This window comes from Bordetella genomosp. 10 (assembly GCF_002261225.1).
GTDB lineage: Bacteria > Pseudomonadota > Gammaproteobacteria > Burkholderiales > Burkholderiaceae_B > Bordetella_C.
On the sequence record NZ_NEVM01000005.1, the window covers coordinates 2,864,797 to 2,881,907 of the forward strand.

General features: G+C 68.9%; 15 protein-coding genes. 10 read left to right on the forward strand and 5 right to left on the reverse strand.

The window, feature by feature from the left end:
* Window positions 1–8: 8 nt before the first annotated feature.
* From CAL29_RS28830 to mdoH, 7 genes are all read left to right on the forward strand, one after another.
* Window positions 9–731: an ABC transporter ATP-binding protein gene (locus tag CAL29_RS28830; protein WP_094856297.1), complete on the forward strand. Its 723-nt coding sequence runs from the start codon at window positions 9–11 to the stop codon at window positions 729–731.
* Window positions 732–744: 13 nt separating this feature from the next.
* Window positions 745–1,935, forward strand: coding sequence for a CaiB/BaiF CoA transferase family protein (locus CAL29_RS28835; protein ID WP_094856298.1), 1,191 nt, complete (start codon window positions 745–747; stop codon window positions 1,933–1,935).
* An 11-nt stretch (window positions 1,936–1,946) separates the two neighbouring features.
* The gene (locus CAL29_RS28840) at window positions 1,947–2,888 is read left to right on the forward strand and encodes a hydroxymethylglutaryl-CoA lyase (RefSeq protein ID WP_094856299.1); all 942 of its coding nucleotides are present in this window, start codon (window positions 1,947–1,949) and stop codon (window positions 2,886–2,888) included.
* Between the two features lie 77 nt (window positions 2,889–2,965).
* Window positions 2,966–3,367: a hypothetical protein gene (locus CAL29_RS28845; protein WP_143277771.1), complete on the forward strand. Its 402-nt coding sequence runs from the start codon at window positions 2,966–2,968 to the stop codon at window positions 3,365–3,367.
* Between the two features lie 119 nt (window positions 3,368–3,486).
* Window positions 3,487–3,750 (forward strand): DUF1488 family protein, encoded by a 264-nt coding sequence (locus CAL29_RS28850; protein WP_094856301.1) that lies wholly within the window; start codon window positions 3,487–3,489, stop codon window positions 3,748–3,750.
* Between the two features lie 394 nt (window positions 3,751–4,144).
* The gene (locus tag CAL29_RS28855; protein ID WP_373559842.1) at window positions 4,145–5,656 is read left to right on the forward strand and encodes a glucan biosynthesis protein G; all 1,512 of its coding nucleotides are present in this window, start codon (window positions 4,145–4,147) and stop codon (window positions 5,654–5,656) included.
* Window positions 5,637–8,189, forward strand: a complete 2,553-nt coding sequence (gene mdoH / locus CAL29_RS28860; protein ID WP_094856303.1) for a glucans biosynthesis glucosyltransferase MdoH — start codon at window positions 5,637–5,639, stop codon at window positions 8,187–8,189. Before CAL29_RS28855 ends, mdoH begins: the two co-directional genes overlap by 20 nt.
* Before the next feature lie 24 nt (window positions 8,190–8,213).
* Here mdoH and CAL29_RS28865 read toward each other — a convergent pair whose 3' ends face one another.
* From CAL29_RS28865 to apaG, 5 genes are all read right to left on the reverse strand, one after another.
* Window positions 8,214–9,164, reverse strand: a complete 951-nt coding sequence (locus CAL29_RS28865; protein WP_094856304.1) for a D-2-hydroxyacid dehydrogenase family protein — start codon at window positions 9,162–9,164, stop codon at window positions 8,214–8,216.
* Between the two features lie 141 nt (window positions 9,165–9,305).
* The gene (locus tag CAL29_RS28870) at window positions 9,306–10,184 is read right to left on the reverse strand and encodes a DsbC family protein (protein ID WP_094856305.1); all 879 of its coding nucleotides are present in this window, start codon (window positions 10,182–10,184) and stop codon (window positions 9,306–9,308) included.
* A 227-nt stretch (window positions 10,185–10,411) separates the two neighbouring features.
* On the reverse strand, window positions 10,412–11,581 hold the full coding sequence (locus CAL29_RS28875; RefSeq protein WP_094856306.1) for a UbiH/UbiF family hydroxylase: 1,170 nt from the start codon (window positions 11,579–11,581) through the stop codon (window positions 10,412–10,414).
* A complete protein-coding gene (gene mltA, locus CAL29_RS28880; protein ID WP_256977788.1) occupies window positions 11,578–12,966 on the reverse strand; it encodes a murein transglycosylase A in 1,389 nt (462 codons plus the stop codon). Before mltA ends, CAL29_RS28875 begins: the two co-directional genes overlap by 4 nt.
* 142 nt (window positions 12,967–13,108) lie before the next feature.
* A complete protein-coding gene (gene apaG, locus CAL29_RS28885) occupies window positions 13,109–13,483 on the reverse strand; it encodes a Co2+/Mg2+ efflux protein ApaG (RefSeq protein ID WP_094856307.1) in 375 nt (124 codons plus the stop codon).
* A 185-nt stretch (window positions 13,484–13,668) separates the two neighbouring features.
* On the opposite strand from apaG, the gene rpe reads away from it, so the two are divergent.
* From rpe to trpE, 3 genes are all read left to right on the forward strand, one after another.
* Window positions 13,669–14,370 (forward strand): ribulose-phosphate 3-epimerase, encoded by a 702-nt coding sequence (gene rpe, locus CAL29_RS28890; protein ID WP_094856308.1) that lies wholly within the window; start codon window positions 13,669–13,671, stop codon window positions 14,368–14,370.
* 103 nt (window positions 14,371–14,473) lie between these two features.
* Window positions 14,474–15,169, forward strand: a complete 696-nt coding sequence (locus tag CAL29_RS28895; protein WP_094856309.1) for a phosphoglycolate phosphatase — start codon at window positions 14,474–14,476, stop codon at window positions 15,167–15,169.
* Window positions 15,170–15,465: 296 nt separating this feature from the next.
* On the forward strand, window positions 15,466–16,986 hold the full coding sequence (gene trpE, locus CAL29_RS28900; RefSeq protein ID WP_094856310.1) for an anthranilate synthase component I: 1,521 nt from the start codon (window positions 15,466–15,468) through the stop codon (window positions 16,984–16,986).
* Window positions 16,987–17,111 lie beyond the last annotated feature (125 nt).

Consider the following 17,111-nt stretch of genomic DNA (forward strand, 5'->3'; position numbering starts at 1 on the left):
AGACGGCCATGACCCGATTGCTCGATATCAAGAACCTCGCGGTCAGCTACGGGGCGGTCAACGCCCTGAAGCAGGTCTCCCTGCACGTCGACCGCAACGAGATCGTCACCATCATCGGCGGCAACGGCGCCGGCAAGAGCACCATGATGCGGGCCTTGTCCGGCATCGAGAAGTCCACCGGCCAGGTGCTGTTCGACGGCCGGGACATGGCCGGCATCCCCGCCCACAAGCGGGTCGGCCTGGGCATCGCCCACGTGCCCGAAGGCCGCCAGGTCTTCCCGGACCAGACGGTGTTCGACAACCTCCTGCTGGGCGCCTTCCTGCGCCGCGAACCGCTGGACGCGCTGATGCCGGAAATCGAGGCCTGCTTCGCGATGTTCCCGCGCCTGAAGGAGCGGCGCGCCCAGTATGCCGGTACGCTGTCGGGCGGGGAGCAGCAGATGCTGGCGATCTGCCGCGCATTGATGGGCAAGCCGCGCATCCTCATGCTGGACGAACCTTCGCTGGGGCTGGCGCCGCTGATCGTGGCGGAGATCTTCCGTATCATCGAATCCCTGAAGGAACGCGGCATGACGATCCTGCTGGTCGAGCAGATGGCCAACCAGGCCCTGGCCATCTCCGACCGCGCCTACGTGCTGGAAGTCGGCAACATCGTCATGGAAGGCAGCGGCCGGGAACTGCTGGCCAGCGACCGCGTGCGCGAGGCCTATCTGGGCAAGCAGAAACACTGATTCAAGAGGCTATATGTCAACCAAACCTTTGAGCGGCATCCGCGTGCTGGAACTCGGTCAACTCATCGCCGGCCCGTTCGCCGCCAAGATGCTGGGCGAATTCGGCGCCGAGGTGATCAAGATCGAACCGCCCGGCAAGGGCGATCCGCTGCGCAACTGGCGCCTGCTGCACGACGGCACCTCGGTATGGTGGCAGGCGCAGTCGCGCAACAAGAAATCCGTCAGCCTGGACCTGCGCCAGCCGGAAGCGCAGGACCTCGTCCGCGCGATGATCCGGGACGTCGACGTGGTGGTGGAGAACTTCAAGCCGGGCGCCATGGAGAAGTGGGGCCTGGGCTGGGAAGACCTGCGCGCCATCAACCCGCGCCTGGTCATGCTGCGCGTCTCGGGCTACGGCCAGACCGGTCCCTATCGCGACCTGCCCGGCTTCGGCGCCATCGGCGAAGCCATGGGCGGCCTGCGCCACCTCAGCGGCGAACCGGGCCGCACGCCGGTGCGCGTCGGCGTTTCCATCGGCGACTCGCTGTCGGCCCTGCACGGCGTCATCGGCATCCTGCTGGCGCTGCGCACCCGCGACCAGACCGGCGAAGGCCAGATGATAGACGTGGCGCTCTACGAGTCCGTCTTCAACATGATGGAAAGCCTGCTGCCCGAATACGCCGTCTTCGGCGAGGTACGGCAGCCGGCCGGCAGCAGCCTGCCCGGCATCGCGCCCAGCAACGCCTATCGCTGCCAGGACGGCAAGTACGTATTGATCGCCGGCAACGGCGACAGCATCTTCAAGCGCCTGATGGGCGTGATCGGCCGGCCGGATCTCGCCGAACTGCCCGAACTGGCCAACAACAGCGGCCGCGTGCGCCACGTCGAAATGATCGACGCGGCCATTTCCGAATGGACCGGCCGCCATGGCATGGACCACGTGCTGCAGTGCCTGAACGACGGCCAGATCCCCGCCGGCAAGATCTACGACGTGGCCGACATCGCCACCGACCCGCACTACCGCGCCCGCGACATGATCCTCGACGGCCAGCTTCCCGACGGCACGCCCATCCAGTTGCCCGGCATCGTGCCCAAGCTGTCGGCCACGCCCGGCGAAGTGCGCAGCCCCGCGCCCACCCTGGGCCAGCACACGGACGAGGTGCTGGAAGCGCTGGGCGTGGACGCGCAGCGCCGCGCCGACTGGCGCGCGCGCGGCATCATTTGAGGAGCGGCGCCATGTCCACGCAAGCCGAACGCGGCAAGAAAATCCACATCCAGGAAGTCGCCCCGCGCGACGGCTTCCAGAACGAAAAGCAGTTCATCGAGACCGAGGACAAGATCGCCTTCGTCGACCGCCTGTCCGCCGCCGGCTACGCCAAGATCGAGGTGACCTCCTTCACCTCGCCCAAGGCCATCCCCGCGCTGCGCGACGCCGAGATCGTCATGCACCGCATCCGGCGCAACCCGGACGTGGTCTATACCGTGCTGGTGCCGAACGTGCGCGGCGCGCAGCGCGCGCTGGAGTGCAACGTCGACGAGGTGAACCTGGTGATGTCCGTCAGCGAAACGCACAACCAGGCCAATCTGCGCATGACCCGCGCCCAGTCCCTGGACCAGTTGGCGGACGTCATCTCGGCGGTGCGCGACAGCCGCGTCGCCATCAACGTCTCGCTGTCCACCGTGTTCGGCTGCCCCATGGAAGGGGACATCGATCCTTACCAGGTCTTCGAGCTGGTGGGCCGCTTCGCGGCCCTGGGCGCGCACGGCGTCACCTTGTGCGACACCACGGGCATGGCCTATCCCTCGCAGGTGGCGCGCATCGCCCGCGAAACGCGCCGGCTGTTCCCGGACCTGGCGCTGACCCTGCATTTCCACAATACGCGCGGCATGGCGCTGGCCAACACCATGGCGGCGCTGGAGGCGGGCGTCGACCGCTTCGACGCCTCGCTGGGCGGGCTGGGCGGCTGCCCCTACGCGCCCGGCGCCAGCGGCAACGCCTGCACCGAGGAACTCGTGCACATGCTGAACCTGATGGGCTACGACACCGGCATCGACGTGCAGCAACTGCTCGACATCGGCGCCGCCCTGCCCGGAATGGTGGGCCATGACGTGCCCAGCCAGTTGCTGAAGGCCGGGCCGCGCTCGAAGCTGCATCCGGCGCCGAGGCAAGGCAACTGAACAGGCGAGGCGGCATGGCGCTTGCGCCGCCGGAGATTCATTTCAATGCCCTTTCCACCCTCGGCAAGGAGATAGACATGAAGCTTCGCCGCCTGGCCACCACCCTGGCCATTGCCTCGTTCTGCGCCGCGGGCGCCGCGCAGGCGCAAAGCCTGACCCCCGCCGTGCCCAGCACGCCGAATTCCACCACGGCCACGCCGCCGAACACCGCTCCCGTCACCCCGGTCCCCCCGTCCACCGCGAATCCGGCGGCGAGGAGCTCCGGCGCCCACGCGCCCACGGGCGCCCGCAACGGCAATGCCACCCATCGTGGCAGCACATCGGGCGGCGCCAGGAGCCCGGGCACGATGAATCCCGGCATGGCGAATCCCGCCACGACGAATCCGGGCGTGCCGAACTCCGGCGCGACGAACCCCGGCGCCGGGGGTAATATGGCCGGGCCGAGCAATTCCGCCCCCGCCACCGGCGGCTCCCGCTAAGCGCGGGGAGCGCCGTCGCCCTGGCGCCGTCCACGGCCGGCGGCGGCCCGTTTCTGACCATCATGCGCACGCCTCGCGGCGACGCGCATGGTGTTCGTTTCACGCACGGGAGATGCAATATGGGAACTTTTGCCAGCGCGACCAATGCCCAGGTCAAGGACGACGACATCGTCTTTTCCCTGACCGTCAAGGGCGAGCCACGCAAGTTTGAAATTTCCGGCGATGCCCTGCGGGAATGCTTCGGCGCCGAGGACGGCACCGGCAGCGCCCTGCTCAAGGCCTTCGAACGCGGCAGCGAACGCATCCGCGCCGCGGCCGAGGAAGCGCTCAACGCCCCCACCGATGGCATCACGCCCCTGGGCACGGGGGATTTCGACGAGTAGGCAGCCGGGCGGCGGACCGGACCGCCACATGACAAAGGATGACGAAGGCCGCGCCTCGCGCGGCCTTCTCGTTGCGCCCCACGCGGCCGCGGCATGGCCCGCTCGGGCGCCGGCCGACCCAGGGCCCGGGCCTATCGGATGGCCTTCCCGATCCGGCGGATTTCGCCTCGTCCGCCGCCCCGGCGCGCTGAAGTAAGGGATAACGCCTCGCAAGAATTTATTTCACGATTCCCGGCCTGCCAGCCCAATCACCGTGGACATTGTGCAAAAATCGCGCTGTAACATCCTTCCCACCTTCCGGAGCCAGAGGCCGACCCACGTGTTCTCGCTTTCCTATCGCCGGTTGACCGGCGCGTTGTCTGCTCTTGCCTTAACGACGGCCATGTTCGCCGGAATGGGGGTCGCCCAGTCCGCGCGCGCCTTCTCGTTTTTCGATGTCATGAAACAGGCCAGGGAACTGGCCGACAAAAGCTACAAGGCGCCCGAGCCGAACCTGCCCGATTCGCTGCAGGAGTTGAAGTTCGCCGGCTACCAGCAGGTGCGCTTCAAGAACGACCGCCTGCACTGGCGCGGGGCGGGCACCAAGTTCCAACTGAACTTCTATCACGAGGGCATGCACTTCAATACCCCCGTGAAGATCAACGAGATCGACGCCGCCGGCGTGCATGAGATCCAGTTCGATCCCAACGATTTCGATTACGGCAGCCTGAAGCTGGACCCGTCCGCCCTGAAGAACCTGGGCTTCGCCGGCTTCCGCGTGCTGTACCCGGTCAACAGCCCGGACAAGAAGGACGACGAACTCGCCTCCTTCCTGGGCGCCAGCTATTTCCGCGTCATCGGCAAGGGCCAGACCTACGGCCTGTCGGCGCGCGGCCTGGCCATCGACACGGCCCTGCCCTCGGGCGAGGAATTCCCGCGCTTCCGCGAATTCTGGATCGCCCGTCCGGCCCCCGAGGACAACTACCTCACCATCTACGCACTGCTCGACTCGCCGCGCGCCACCGGCGCCTACCGCTTCGTGCTGCGGCCCAACAGCGAGGACACGGTGATCGACGTCAAGGCGCGCATCTTCCTGCGCGACCAGGTGGGCCGCCTGGGCGTGGCGCCGCTGACCAGCATGTACCTGTTCGGCTCCAACCAGCCTTCGCCGGTCGCCAACTATCGCCCCGAGATGCACGATTCGGATGGCCTGGCCATCCACACCGGCAACGACGAATGGGTGTGGCGTCCCTTGAACAACCCGCGCCGCCTGCAGGTCAGCGCCTTCTCGGCGGAAAATCCCAAGGGCTTCGGCCTGCTGCAGCGCGGCCGCGAGTTCAGCCGCTACGAGGACCTGGACGATCACTACGAAAAGCGGCCCAGCCTGTGGATCGAGCCCAAGACCGATTGGGGCAAGGGCAGCGTGCAACTGATCGAGATCCCCACGAAAGATGAAACGAATGACAACATCGTCGCTTTCTGGGTGCCCGAGAAGCCGCCCGGCAAGGGCGAGCCGCTGGACGCCGACTACCGCATGACCTGGACGATGAACGACAGCAAGGCGCACACCACGCCGCTGGCGTGGGTCATGCAGACCCGCCGTTCGCGCGACGAAGTCAAGGGCGCGGACCTGGTGCGCCGCTCCGACGGCAGCATCACCTTCGTGGTGGACTTCGTCGGCGACTCGCTCAAGTCGCTGCCCGCGGACGCCACCATCACCGCCGACACCTGGGTCGACGGCAACGGCCAGATCGTCGAAAACAGCGTACGTCCCAATAGCGTGACGGGCGGCCGCCGCCTGACGCTGCGGGTGAATGTGAAAGACCCGACCAAACCGGTGGAAATGCGGGCTTTCCTGACCAACGGCCAAGCGCCCTTGTCGGAAACCTGGAGCTACCGCCTGCCCAATGAACCTGAAGCAAAATAATCCCCCCTCCCTGGACGACGTCTCCGACTACCTGAACCGCCTGTCCCTTCCGCCCGAAAACCGCGAGGCGTTCGAGCGGCTGGCGGCGGAGGCCGCCGGCGCGGGCGACGCGCCCCTGGCCGCGGTGCACCGCCGGCTGGCCGACGGCGCACCGCCGGCCGGCGACGTGGTGGCCGCCTCGGCGCGCGGCCGGCTCGCGGCCGGCGACGCGGTGGACCAGGAGGCGGCCCAGCGCGCGACCCAGACCGAGACCGCGGGCATCTGTCTGCCCTCGGCGCCGCCGCTGAACCGCACGGCCATGTCGCCCGAACCCTGGATCACCAACCCGCTGGTGCGGGGCTGGCGCCGCCTGCGCGGCCAGGCCCCCAGCACGGCGGAGGACTACAACGCCGTCAGCCCGAGCATGGACCCGCGTTGGCGCCAGGCCGGCAGCCGCCGGCGCCTGGCCCTGCTGTTCCTGGTGGTCGTGCAGACGGTCATCGCCACCTACTACATGAAAGGCGTGCTGCCCTACCAGGGCAGGCAGATCCTCGAAGTCGGCATTCTTTTCCTGTTCGCCCTGCTGTTCTGCTGGGTGTCGGCCGGCTTCTGGACCGCCATGATGGGCTTCCTGCAACTGCTCATCGGCCGCGACCGCTACAGCATCTCGGCGCGCGGCGTCGACGACAAGGCCATCGAGCCCGGCGCCCGCACGGCCATCGTCATGCCGATCTGCAACGAAGACGTGTCGCGCGTCTTCGCCGGCTTGCGGGCGACGTACGAATCGCTGGCCCAGACCGATTCGCTGGACCGCTTCGATATCTTCGTCCTCAGCGACAGCTACAAGGCCGACATCTGCGTGGCCGAACAGCGTGCCTGGGTCGAGCTGTGCAAGGCGGTGCAGGGCTTCGGCCGCATCTTCTACCGGCGCCGGCGCCGCCGCGTCAAGCGCAAGAGCGGCAATATCGACGACTTCTGCCGCCGCTGGGGCGCCAATTACCGCTACATGGTGGTGCTGGACGCCGACAGCGTGATGACGGGCGACTGCCTGAAGAAACTGGTCCAACTGATGGAAGCCAGCCCCGACGCCGGCATCATCCAGAGCTCGCCGCAGGCCAGCGGCATGGACAGCCTGTACGCCCGCATCCAGCAATTCGCCACGCGCGTCTACGGCCCGCTCTTCACGGCCGGCATGCACTACTGGCAACTGGGCGAATCGCACTACTGGGGGCATAACGCCATCATCCGGCTGGCGCCGTTCATGCGCCACTGCGTGCTGGCGCCGCTGCCGGGCAAGGGGTCGTTCTCCGGCGCCATCCTCTCGCACGACTTCGTCGAAGCGGCCCTGATGCGACGCGCGGGCTGGGGCGTGTGGATCGCCTACGACCTGCCGGGCAGCTATGAGGAACTGCCGCCCAACCTGCTGGAGGAATTGCAGCGCGACCAGCGATGGTGCCACGGCAACCTGATGAACTTCCGGCTGTTCTTCATCCGCGGCTTCCACCCGGTGCACCGGGCGGTCTTCCTGACCGGCGTGATGTCCTACCTGTCGGCGCCGCTGTGGTTCCTGTTCCTGCTGCTGTCGACCGCGCTGCTGGCGGTGCATACGCTGACCGAACCGCAGTACTTCGTCGAGCCGCGCCAGCTCTTCCCGATCTGGCCGCAATGGCATCCGGACAAGGCCATCGCCCTGTTCTCGACCACCTTCGTCCTGCTGTTCCTGCCCAAGATCCTGGGCGTGGTGCTGGTCTGGGCGCGCGGCGCGCGCCTCTACGGCGGCCGCGCCAGCGCCCTGCGCAGCATGCTGCTGGAAGTGCTGTTCTCCATGCTGCTGGCGCCGGTGCGCATGCTGTTCCACACGCGCTTCGTGGTGGCGGCCTTCCTGGGCCTGTCGGCCAAGTGGATTTCGCCGGCGCGCGACAACGACCAGACGACCTGGGGCGACGCCTTCAAGCGCCACGGCGGCCAGACCTTGCTGGGCATCTGCTGGGCCGCGCTGGTGGCGTGGCTCAACCCGGTCTTCCTGCTGTGGATGGCGCCCATCCTGGCCGCCCTGCTGTTGATCATCCCGCTGTCGGTGTTCTCCAGCCGCGTCGACCTGGGCCGCCGCGCCTACCTGAACCGGCTGTTCCGCATTCCCGAGGAAACCCAGCCGCCGACCGAGCTGCAGGCCACCCGGCGCTATACCGCGCAAAACCGCGGCGTGGCGCACATCCCCACCTTCGAGGATGCGGTGGCCAACCCGACCGTCAACGCCCTGGCCTGCGCCATGGCCGGCGGCCGCCACCGCCCCAACGCGCTGAACGAAGCGCAGCGGCGGCAACAGGTGGATCGCGTGCTGGACCTGGGCGTGGACGTGCTGACCGAGCCGCAGAAGATCAAGCTGCTGGACGACCCCGTGGTGCTGGCCCGCGTGCACGCCGGCATCTGGAACAGCCAGGCCGAGCATGCGGTGCACCTGCGGCAGCGCACCGCGCCGCCGCCGCCCGAGGAGGCCGCCCCGGCCGAACCGGACGAGACGGATGCGATGCAGGCGCGGGTGCAGATGGCCTGAGCGGCGCCCGGGCTATCCGGGCTCTCAGAGTTCGCGAATAGGCTTGCCGTCCGCCCAGGCCTGGATGGCGGCCACGGCGTTGGCGTAGAAGGCGCGGAAGTTGTCTTCGCTGACGTAGCCCAGGTGAGGCGTCAGCACCACGTTGTCCAGCTTGCGCACCGGATCGTCGGCCGGCAAGGGCTCCACGCTGAACACGTCCAGCCCCGCGCCGGCGATGCGCTTGTGGCGCAAGGCGTCCATCAGGGCATCCTGGTCGACCAGCCCGGCGCGCGAGGTGTTGACCAGGAAGGCGCTGGACTTCATCGCCCGCAGGCATTCGGCGTCGACCACGTTGCGGGTGCGGTCCGACAGGATCAGGTGCACGCTGACGACGTCCGAGGTGGTGAACAGATCCTGCTTGCTCACGTAGGTCGCGCCGCCCTCCTGCGCCCGCTCCGGCGTCAGGTTGGGACTCCAGGCCACGACGTCCATGTCGAAGGCCTTACCGACGCGGGCCACCGCCTGGCCCAGCTTGCCCAGGCCCAGCACGCCCAGGCGCTTGCGGGCCAGCGGCACGGGCATGCCGGTCTGCCAGCTTCCGCGACGCATGTTCGCGTCCTCGGCGCAGAGGTTCTTGAACAGGCCCAGGATCAGCGTCCATGCCAGTTCGGCGGTGGCGTTGACGGCGTTGCTCGCGCCGGGCGCGCCGCACACCGTGACGCCGCGCGCCTTGCAGGCAGCCATGTCGACGGCGTTGTTGCGCAGCCCGGTGGTGACCAGCAGGCGCAGATTGGGCAGGGCATTCACCAGCGCCGCCGGGAAAGGCATGCGCTCGCGCATGATGACGATGACGTCGAACGGTTGCAGCGCGTTGGCGCGCTCGGCTTCGGGCAGGGGTTCACGGAAGACCCGCACATTGGCTTGCGGGCCCAGCGCCGACCAGTCGGCGTAATCGGCGGCGACGCCGTGGTAGTCGTCAAGAATCGCGATATTCAAAACCGTCTCCTGGAAAGGGAAAAATCAGGGGCGCGAGCCGGGGCAGGTTGCCGGTACTGAGCTTCCCTTAGCGCGGCGCCGCTCGTGGTCGGCGCATCATGGGCAGTCTCGTAGATTTGGATTCGGTGCGAGCGTTTCAGGCTACTTGGCGTCCAGGCGCGCCTGCAATTCCTCCAGCGGCAGGGCGCCGCTGACGCGCGCCCCGTTGGCGAAGAACAGCGTGGGCGTGCCGCGCACCATCAGCTTCTGGCCGAGCGCCAGCAACTTGTCCACGGGCGCGTTGCAATTCGCGGTCGGCGGCGTCTTGCCGTGCAGCATCCAGTCGTCCCAGGTGGCCGCCTTGTCGGACGCGCACCAGACGTCGCGCGTCTTGGTCTTGGAATCCGGCGCCAGGATGGGGTAGAGGAAGGTGTAGATGGTCAGGTTGGTCTGCCCTTCCAGCGTGTGGCGCAACTGCTTGCAATAGCCGCAATTGGGATCCTCGAAGATCGCCACCTTGCGCGCGCCATTGCCGCGCACCTGCTTGATGGCGAGGTCCAGCGGCAACTGGTCGAAGGGAACGGCGCCGATCTTCTCCTGGCTGGCCCGCGTCATGTCGCGGCGCGTGGCGGCGTCGATCAGCGGTCCTTCCATCACCCAGGAAACGTCCTCGTTGGTGTAGACCAGGTCCATGCCGATCTGCACTTCGAACAGGCCGTAGGGCGTCCGGCGCACCGCGGTGACCTGCATGTCCGGGAAACGCTGGGCGAAACGGTTCTTGACGGCATCGTCCACCGGATCGGCCGCGCCCCGCATCTGGCTCGTGCCGACCGTCTTGGCGCCGGCGGGCGCCGGCCGGTCGGTGCCGTAGACCTTGCTGCCCGGCGCGCCGGCCTGCCCGGTGCCGGTGACCTTTTCACCGGCCGCGGCCGGCTGGCCCGCCGATTGCGTGGAAACGGTCTTGTCCTGCGCCTGCGCGGGCGCCGTTAGGGCCAACGCGGCCGCCAGGGCCGCGACGGCGGACCAGCATCGAAAATTCATTACATCTCCCAAACAAGATAGGCAAGACAGCGGCGCCACGGGGGCGATACCGGAGCAATACAGGGCCGCCGATACGGCGCCACATACGGCGCCACTATAGCGGCAGCACGGCGGCGATACCGAGCCCCCGGTCCCGGCGGACACAGGGGTTGGACACCGATCCCCCGGCGCGGTTCAGCGCCCGGCGGCATCCCCGGCCCCGGTTATTCACGGCCCTTGCATGCCGATCATAGCCCGGAGGCTTGCGCGATCAGGCGGCGCTTGAGCGCGGGCGTCCGGTCCACCCAGGACATGCCGGTATTGCGCAGCCAGGCCAGGGGCGCGGCGCGGCTGCCGAACAGGCGATGCAGCCCATCGGTAGCCACCCGCATGGCCAGCAGCGGCTCGGCGCGGGCGCGGCGATAGCGGCGCAATACGCGGATATCCCCGGCGGAGCGGAACGATTCGCGGCCGGCAACCGCTTCTGCCAGCGCCAGCGCATCGCCCAGCCCCAGGTTCAAGCCCTGGCCCGCCAGCGGGTGCACCCGATGCGCGGCGTCGCCCACCAGGGCCACGCCGGGCGCGATCATCTGCGATTGCTCCAGGAACAGCGGAAATCCGTGCACCGGCGCGTTGACGGCCAGCCGGCCCAGGCGGCCGCCGGTGGCCAGCGCCAGGTCGGCCTCCAGGCGGGCGGCCTGCTGCGCCGGTGGCAGCGCCAGGATGACCCGAGCCGCGGCCGCGCGCAGGGACCAGACCAGGGAAACCTGGGGGCCGCGCGCGCTGTCCGGCAGCGGCAGCAGCGCCAGCACCCCGTCCTCGCGGAACCATTGCAAGGCGGTCCCCCGGTGCGCGATCTCCGCGTCCAGATGGGTGACCAGGGCGATGTCGTCATAGGGACGCGATTGCTGCCGCAGGCCGGCGGCCTCGCGCAGGGGCGACCCCGCGCCATCGGCGCCGATGGCCAGGTCGGCGCGCAATTGGCCGCCCTGCTCGGTCAGCACCGCGCCGTTCTCATAGCCGACGCAGCGGTCCTGGATCCAGGAAATACCCGACAGGCGGGCGGCCTGCATCAGCACGCGCTCGATTTCGCTGGACTCGGCGATCCAGGCCAGTTGGGGCACGGCCGCCTGCCAGGCGTCGAGCGTCACGCCGCCATCGGCGTCGCCATGGATTTCCATGGCCTGCACCGGCATGATGCGCTCGGCCGGCAGCGCGTCCCAGATGCCCAGCTCGGCCAGGAAACGCTGGCTGGCCGGCGAAATGGCGTACACGCGCGGATAGTAGGGGTCGCCGGCCGGCGGCAGCGGCGCGGGCGCGGGGGCCAGGATGGCCACCGGCTGCTTGCGCCTGCCCAGCGCCAGCGCGGTGGCCAGGCCGACGATGCCGGCGCCGCAAACCAGAATTTCCTTGCTCATCGCGCCGACGGCTCCCCTGCCTGTTTGGGCCACAACACCCACATCTGGCCGCGCTGCTTCATGCGGCCCGCCAACTGGCCGGCCTCGTCGCCGTAGCCCCAGTAGAGATCGGTGCGCGCCGCCCCGCGTATGGCCGTGCCCGTGTCCTGGGCGAACACCAGGCGGTCGAACGGCTGCTCGGACGCCGGCATCGTGGTGTCCAGGAAAACGGGCGTGCCCAGCGGGACGAAGCTGGCGTCGACCGCGACCGAGCGGCGCGGCGCCAGCGGCAGGCCGTAGGCGCCGCGCGGCCCCAGCTCGGGATCCGTCACCGGCTCCTCGCGGAAGAACACCACCGCCGGATTGGCGTTGAGCATTTCCTGCACGCGGCCCGGATTGCGCTGCGCCCAGGCGCGGATGTTCTGCATCGACGCCTGGTCGGCGGTCATCTGGCCTTTTTCCACCAGCCAGCGGCCGATCGACATATAAGGCTGGCCGTTGTGATCGGCATAGGCCAGGCGTATGACCTTGCCGGCGTCCGGCCCGTCCGTCAGCAGGACGCGGCCCGAGCCCTGCACCTGCAGGAAGAAGTTATCCACGGGATCGTCGACGTAGACCAGCGCGGGCGGCCGGCGCGCCGGGTTGGCCTCCATGGCGGCCCGGGTGTCGTAGGGCACCACGCGCTTGCCGTCCAGCTTGCCGCGCACCCGCTTGCCCGCCAGTTCCGGGTAGATGGCGCCCAGGTCCACGGTCAGCAGGTCGGCCGGCGGCGCGTACAGCGGCCATCGGTGCAGGCCGCCCTGGGTGCGCGAACCCCGCACCAGCGGCTCGTAGTAGCCGGTGACGGTATTGCCGGCCGGCTTGCCGTCGGCGCCCAGCAGGCGCCAGGGCTGCAGATAGGTCTGCAGGAAGCGCCGCACGCTTTCGGGATCGTTCGCCGCGGGCATGCGGGCCGGGTCGATGGCGGCCGCGCAGACCGGCTGCCAGGCGCGCGGGGCCGCGCGCGCGGGCACGGCCAGGCTGCCCGAGGTGGGCCGCATCAGGCCCTTGCAGTTGCGCAGGAACAGCGGCCAGAAATGCGCGAGGTCGTCATCGCGCCAGCGCGGCAGGTCGGCGTAGTTGACGCGCTGGAAGCGGCCGGCCAGGGGCCGCGCCGCGGTGTCCGGCAGGGCCGACAGGGGAGGCACCGTCAGCGGGCTCTCCGGCGCGGCCACGGCGGGCCCGGCCGGGGTTTCGGGGCTTTCCGGTTCGGACTGCAGGGCCGAGCAGCCGGCCAGGAGGACGCTGGCGGCCAGCAGGGTTGCCCCGGCCAGGGAGCCCCACGCGGCGCGCCCGGCATCGCCGGCCGCCGCGGAGGGCGTTCCCGGCCGGGCGGGGCCCGAGGCCGGGAAAACGAAACGCTTCATGCGGGTAAATCTTCGGGAGTTCTGAGGCATACGGTTAGATCCAGGCCCAGGGCCGGCCACGGGGCCGGCCGGTCGCGCCATGCGGGCGCACACGGCCGGCGCCTGCCCCGACCGGGGTCGGGAGGCCGACGCGAAGGCGCTTTCAATGCAGGGTGCGGGGCATCGCCAGCAGGAATTCGGGAATGGCCACTTCGAACGGGATGCCGTTCTCGCCGACGCAATGGTAGGTGCCGCGCATGGTGCCGACCGGAGTAGGCAGCGGACAGCCGCTGGTGTATTCGAAGGTCTCGCCCGGCGCCAGCAGCGGCTGCTGGCCGACCACGCCCAGGCCGCGCACTTCCTGCACGCGCTCGTTGCCGTCGATGATGATCCAGTGGCGGCTGATGACCTGCGCCGGGTGCTGCCCGGTGTTGGTGATACGGACCGTGTAGGCGAACACGTATTGCTGCTCGCCCGGGTCGGACTGGTCGGGCACGAAACGCGGCTCGACAGTCACGGAAAGATCATAAGGTTTCACGGGATTTCCGGCTCTCCAGATGGCCTGACTGCGCGCCCGGCGGAACGGGGAGGAACGCGCGGCGCGGCCAGGAGGCCGCCCCGCCCGCCGCGTCCGCCGCGGCAAACTGCAATAATGGCACATTATCCCCCGAATTCCCGCCGCCCTCCCCGCTGTCCGTTCTCCTTGCACGAGCGCCGCCGATCATGTCCCTGACCCCCGCCCCCCGCATCGCCCCCAGCATCCTGTCCGCCGATTTCGCCCGCCTGGGCGAGGAAGTCCGCAACGTCGTGGAGGCCGGCGCGGACTGGATCCACTTCGACGTCATGGACAACCATTACGTGCCCAACCTCACCATGGGCCCCATGGTCTGTGCGGCCATCCGGCCGCACGTCAAGGCGCCGATCGACGTGCACCTGATGGTCGAGCCGGTGGACGCCCTGATTCCCGAGTTCGCCAAGGCCGGCGCCGACATCATCTCCTTCCACCCGGAAGCCACGCGGCATATCGACCGCACCCTGTCGCTGATCCGCGACCATGGCTGCAAGGCCGGGCTGGTCTTCAATCCGGCCACGTCGCTGGAGCACATGGACTACGTGATGGACAAGCTGGACCTGGTGCTGATCATGTCGGTCAACCCCGGCTTCGGCGGCCAGAGCTTCATCGACAACGCCCTGGTCAAGCTGCGCCAGGCGCGCGCCCGCATCGACCGCTGGACCGAGGCCGGCGGCCACCACATCGCGCTGGAAGTCGACGGCGGCGTGAAGGTGGAAAATATCGCGCAGATCCACGCCGCCGGCGCCGACACCTTCGTCGCCGGTTCGGCGATCTTCGGCAAGCCGGACTACAAGGCGGTCATCGACGCCATGCGCCAGGAACTGGCGCGCGCCAAGACGCTGGCGGCCTGAACGCCGCGCCGCCGCGCCACCCGCAGCCACGCCGCACCGCCGGTCCTTCACGACAGCGCGGCCCTCGCCTCCCCCTCAACGCCTCCTGTACAGGAATCCCACCATGACCCTCTTCCGCGCCGCCTTGCTGGACCTCGACGGGACCTTGCTCGATTCCATTCCCGACCTGGCGATGGCGGCCAACGCCATGCGCGTGGAACTGGGCATGGACGTCCTGCGCGAGGACGTCATCGCCACCTTCGTCGGCAAGGGCGTCGATAACCTGGTGCGCCGCACGCTGGCCGCCTCGCTGGAAGGCGAGGCCTGCGATGAAGCCCTGTTCCAGCGCGCCCGCGAGTCCTTCTACCGCCACTACCACCTGGTCAACGGCGACAAGGCGGTGGTGTTCGACGGCGTCCTCGACGGCCTGAAGGCCATGCGCGAGCTGGGCCTGAAGCTGGCCGTCGTCACCAACAAGCCCACCGAGTTCACGCTGCCCCTGCTGCAACGCACCGGCCTGGCCGGTTTCTTCCAGGCCGTGGTCTGCGGCGACACCTGCGAGCGCAAGAAGCCGGACCCGCAGCCCGTGCAGCATGCCTGCGCGCTGCTGGACGTGGCGCCCGAATACGCCGTCACCATCGGCGACTCCCTGAACGACACCCAGGCCGGGCGCGGCGCCGGCACCCGCGTGCTGGTGGTGCCCTACGGCTACAACGAAGGCGTCGACGTGCGCACGCTGGAAGTCGATGGTATAGTTGCCACGCTGGTCGACGCCGCCGACTGGATCGCGCGCGATGGCGCCGTCCTGAAAACGGCCTGATGCCGGCCACGCGCCGCGGCCGGGCTCCATGCTCCCGCGGCGGCCACCCTGAAAGCAGCACCCCACACTCGCAAACGTCAACGATCATGATCGCCCTGACCCTGTCGCAACCCGCTCGCGCCACCTGGCGCTGGTGGCGTTTGTCTTCCGGGTGGCGATGACCGACGCGCCGCGCTGAACGTATTCGTACGGCGCCGCGCACAGCAGGACGATCCCCAAGCCCGGAACCAGATGATGGCCGGGCTTTTTGCTGTTTACTACGCCCGGCCGGCAACGAAACCCCACCCGAGACCGACATGACCGAACTGGAATTCAAAGCGCTGGCCAAGGAAGGCTATAACCGCATCCCCCTCGTGGCAGAGACCTACGCCGACCTGGATACGCCGCTGGCGATCTACCTGAAACTGGCCCACGCCGGCCCGCAGGGCGGCCGCATGAGCTGCCTGCTGGAATCGGTGGTCGGCGGCGAACGCTTCGGCCGCTATTCCTTCATCGGGCTGCCCGCCAGCACCGTGATCCGCGCGCAAGGCACGCTGACCGAGGTGCTGCGCGACGGCCAGGTGGTGGAGACCCACGAAGGCGATCCGCTGGCCTTCATCGAGCAATACCAGGCCCGCTTCAAGGTGGCGCTGCGCCCGGGCATGCCGCGCTTCGCCGGCGGCCTGGCCGGCTATTTCGGCTACGACACGGTCCGCCACATCGAGCCGCGCCTGGGCCCGGCCGTCAAGCCCTTCCCCGCCGGCATGGACGAAGGCACGCCGGACATCATGCTGCTGCACGTCGACGAACTGGTCATCGTCGACAACCTGGCGGGCCGCATCTACCTGATGGTCTACGCCGATCCGCGCCAGCCCGAGGCCTATGGACAGGCCCAGCGGCGCCTGCGCGAACTGCGCGCCAAGCTGCGCAAGCCGGTGGAGATCCCGTACAGCCACGCCAGCATGCAGACCGAGGAGCGGCGCGACTTCAAGAAGGAAGACTACCTGGCGGCCGTGCGCCGCGCCAAGGAATACATCGCCGCCGGCGACCTGATGCAGGTGCAGGTGGGCCAGGTCATCGCCAAGCCCTTCCGCGACGCGCCGCTGTCGCTCTATCGCGCGCTGCGGTCCCTGAATCCGTCGCCGTACATGTACTTCTGGAATTTCGGCGACTTCCAGGTGGTGGGCTCCTCGCCCGAAATCCTGGTTCGGCAGGAACGCGTGGTCGACCAGGGCGCCGAGAAATCGCAGATCACCATCCGCCCGCTGGCCGGCACGCGCAAGCGCGGCGGCACGCCCGAGGAAGACGCCGCGCTGGCCGCCGAACTGCGCGCCGATCCCAAGGAGATCGCCGAGCACGTGATGCTGATCGACCTGGCGCGCAACGACGTCGGCCGCGTCGCCGAGGTGGGTTCGGTCAAGGTGACCGACACCATGGCCATCGAGCGCTATTCGCACGTCATGCACCTGGTCTCCAACGTGGCGGGCAACCTGAGCCCGGAGATGACCAGCATGGACGTGCTGCGCGCGGCCTTCCCCGCCGGCACGCTGACCGGCGCGCCCAAGGTGCGCGCCATGGAATTGATCGACGAACTGGAACCCGTGCGCCGCGGCATCTACGGCGGCGCGGCGGGCTACCTGAGCTACGGCGGCGAGATGGACGTGGCCATCGCCATCCGCACCGGCGTGATCAAGAACGGCACGCTCTATGTGCAGGCGGCCGCCGGCATCGTGGCCGACTCCAGCCCGGAAGCCGAATGGGCCGAGACCGAAGCCAAGGCGCGCGCCGTCCTGCGCGCGGCCGAGCAGGTGCAAAACGGGTTGGACGAGCCGATCTGAACGGGGACTGGCGTCGTGTCCCGGAAGTGGGCGGGACACGGCGCCGGCCTGTCCTGACGGGGACGAACCTATCGTCCCAGGCGGTTACTCACCAGCGCAATAGGGCCGGCCGGGCATGCGAGCCC

Bases quoted from the DNA above. Each gene is read 5' to 3' on its own strand.
- CAL29_RS28840 (WP_094856299.1), top strand. From the start codon at position 1,947: ATGTCCACGCAAGCCGAACGCGGCAAGAAAATCCACATCCAGGAAGTC.
- CAL29_RS28845 (WP_143277771.1), top strand. From the start codon at position 2,966: ATGAAGCTTCGCCGCCTGGCCACCACCCTGGCCATTGCCTCGTTCTGC.
- CAL29_RS28870 (WP_094856305.1), bottom strand. From the start codon at position 10,184: ATGAATTTTCGATGCTGGTCCGCCGTCGCGGCCCTGGCGGCCGCGTTG.
- CAL29_RS28875 (WP_094856306.1), bottom strand. From the start codon at position 11,581: ATGAGCAAGGAAATTCTGGTTTGCGGCGCCGGCATCGTCGGCCTGGCC.
- mdoH (WP_094856303.1), top strand. From the start codon at position 5,637: ATGAACCTGAAGCAAAATAATCCCCCCTCCCTGGACGACGTCTCCGAC.
- rpe (WP_094856308.1), top strand. From the start codon at position 13,669: ATGTCCCTGACCCCCGCCCCCCGCATCGCCCCCAGCATCCTGTCCGCC.
- CAL29_RS28855 (WP_373559842.1), top strand. From the start codon at position 4,145: ATGGGGGTCGCCCAGTCCGCGCGCGCCTTCTCGTTTTTCGATGTCATG.
- CAL29_RS28850 (WP_094856301.1), top strand. From the start codon at position 3,487: ATGGGAACTTTTGCCAGCGCGACCAATGCCCAGGTCAAGGACGACGAC.
- CAL29_RS28830 (WP_094856297.1), top strand. From the start codon at position 9: ATGACCCGATTGCTCGATATCAAGAACCTCGCGGTCAGCTACGGGGCG.
- CAL29_RS28895 (WP_094856309.1), top strand. From the start codon at position 14,474: ATGACCCTCTTCCGCGCCGCCTTGCTGGACCTCGACGGGACCTTGCTC.
- trpE (WP_094856310.1), top strand. From the start codon at position 15,466: ATGACCGAACTGGAATTCAAAGCGCTGGCCAAGGAAGGCTATAACCGC.
- mltA (WP_256977788.1), bottom strand. From the start codon at position 12,966: ATGAAGCGTTTCGTTTTCCCGGCCTCGGGCCCCGCCCGGCCGGGAACG.
- CAL29_RS28835 (WP_094856298.1), top strand. From the start codon at position 745: ATGTCAACCAAACCTTTGAGCGGCATCCGCGTGCTGGAACTCGGTCAA.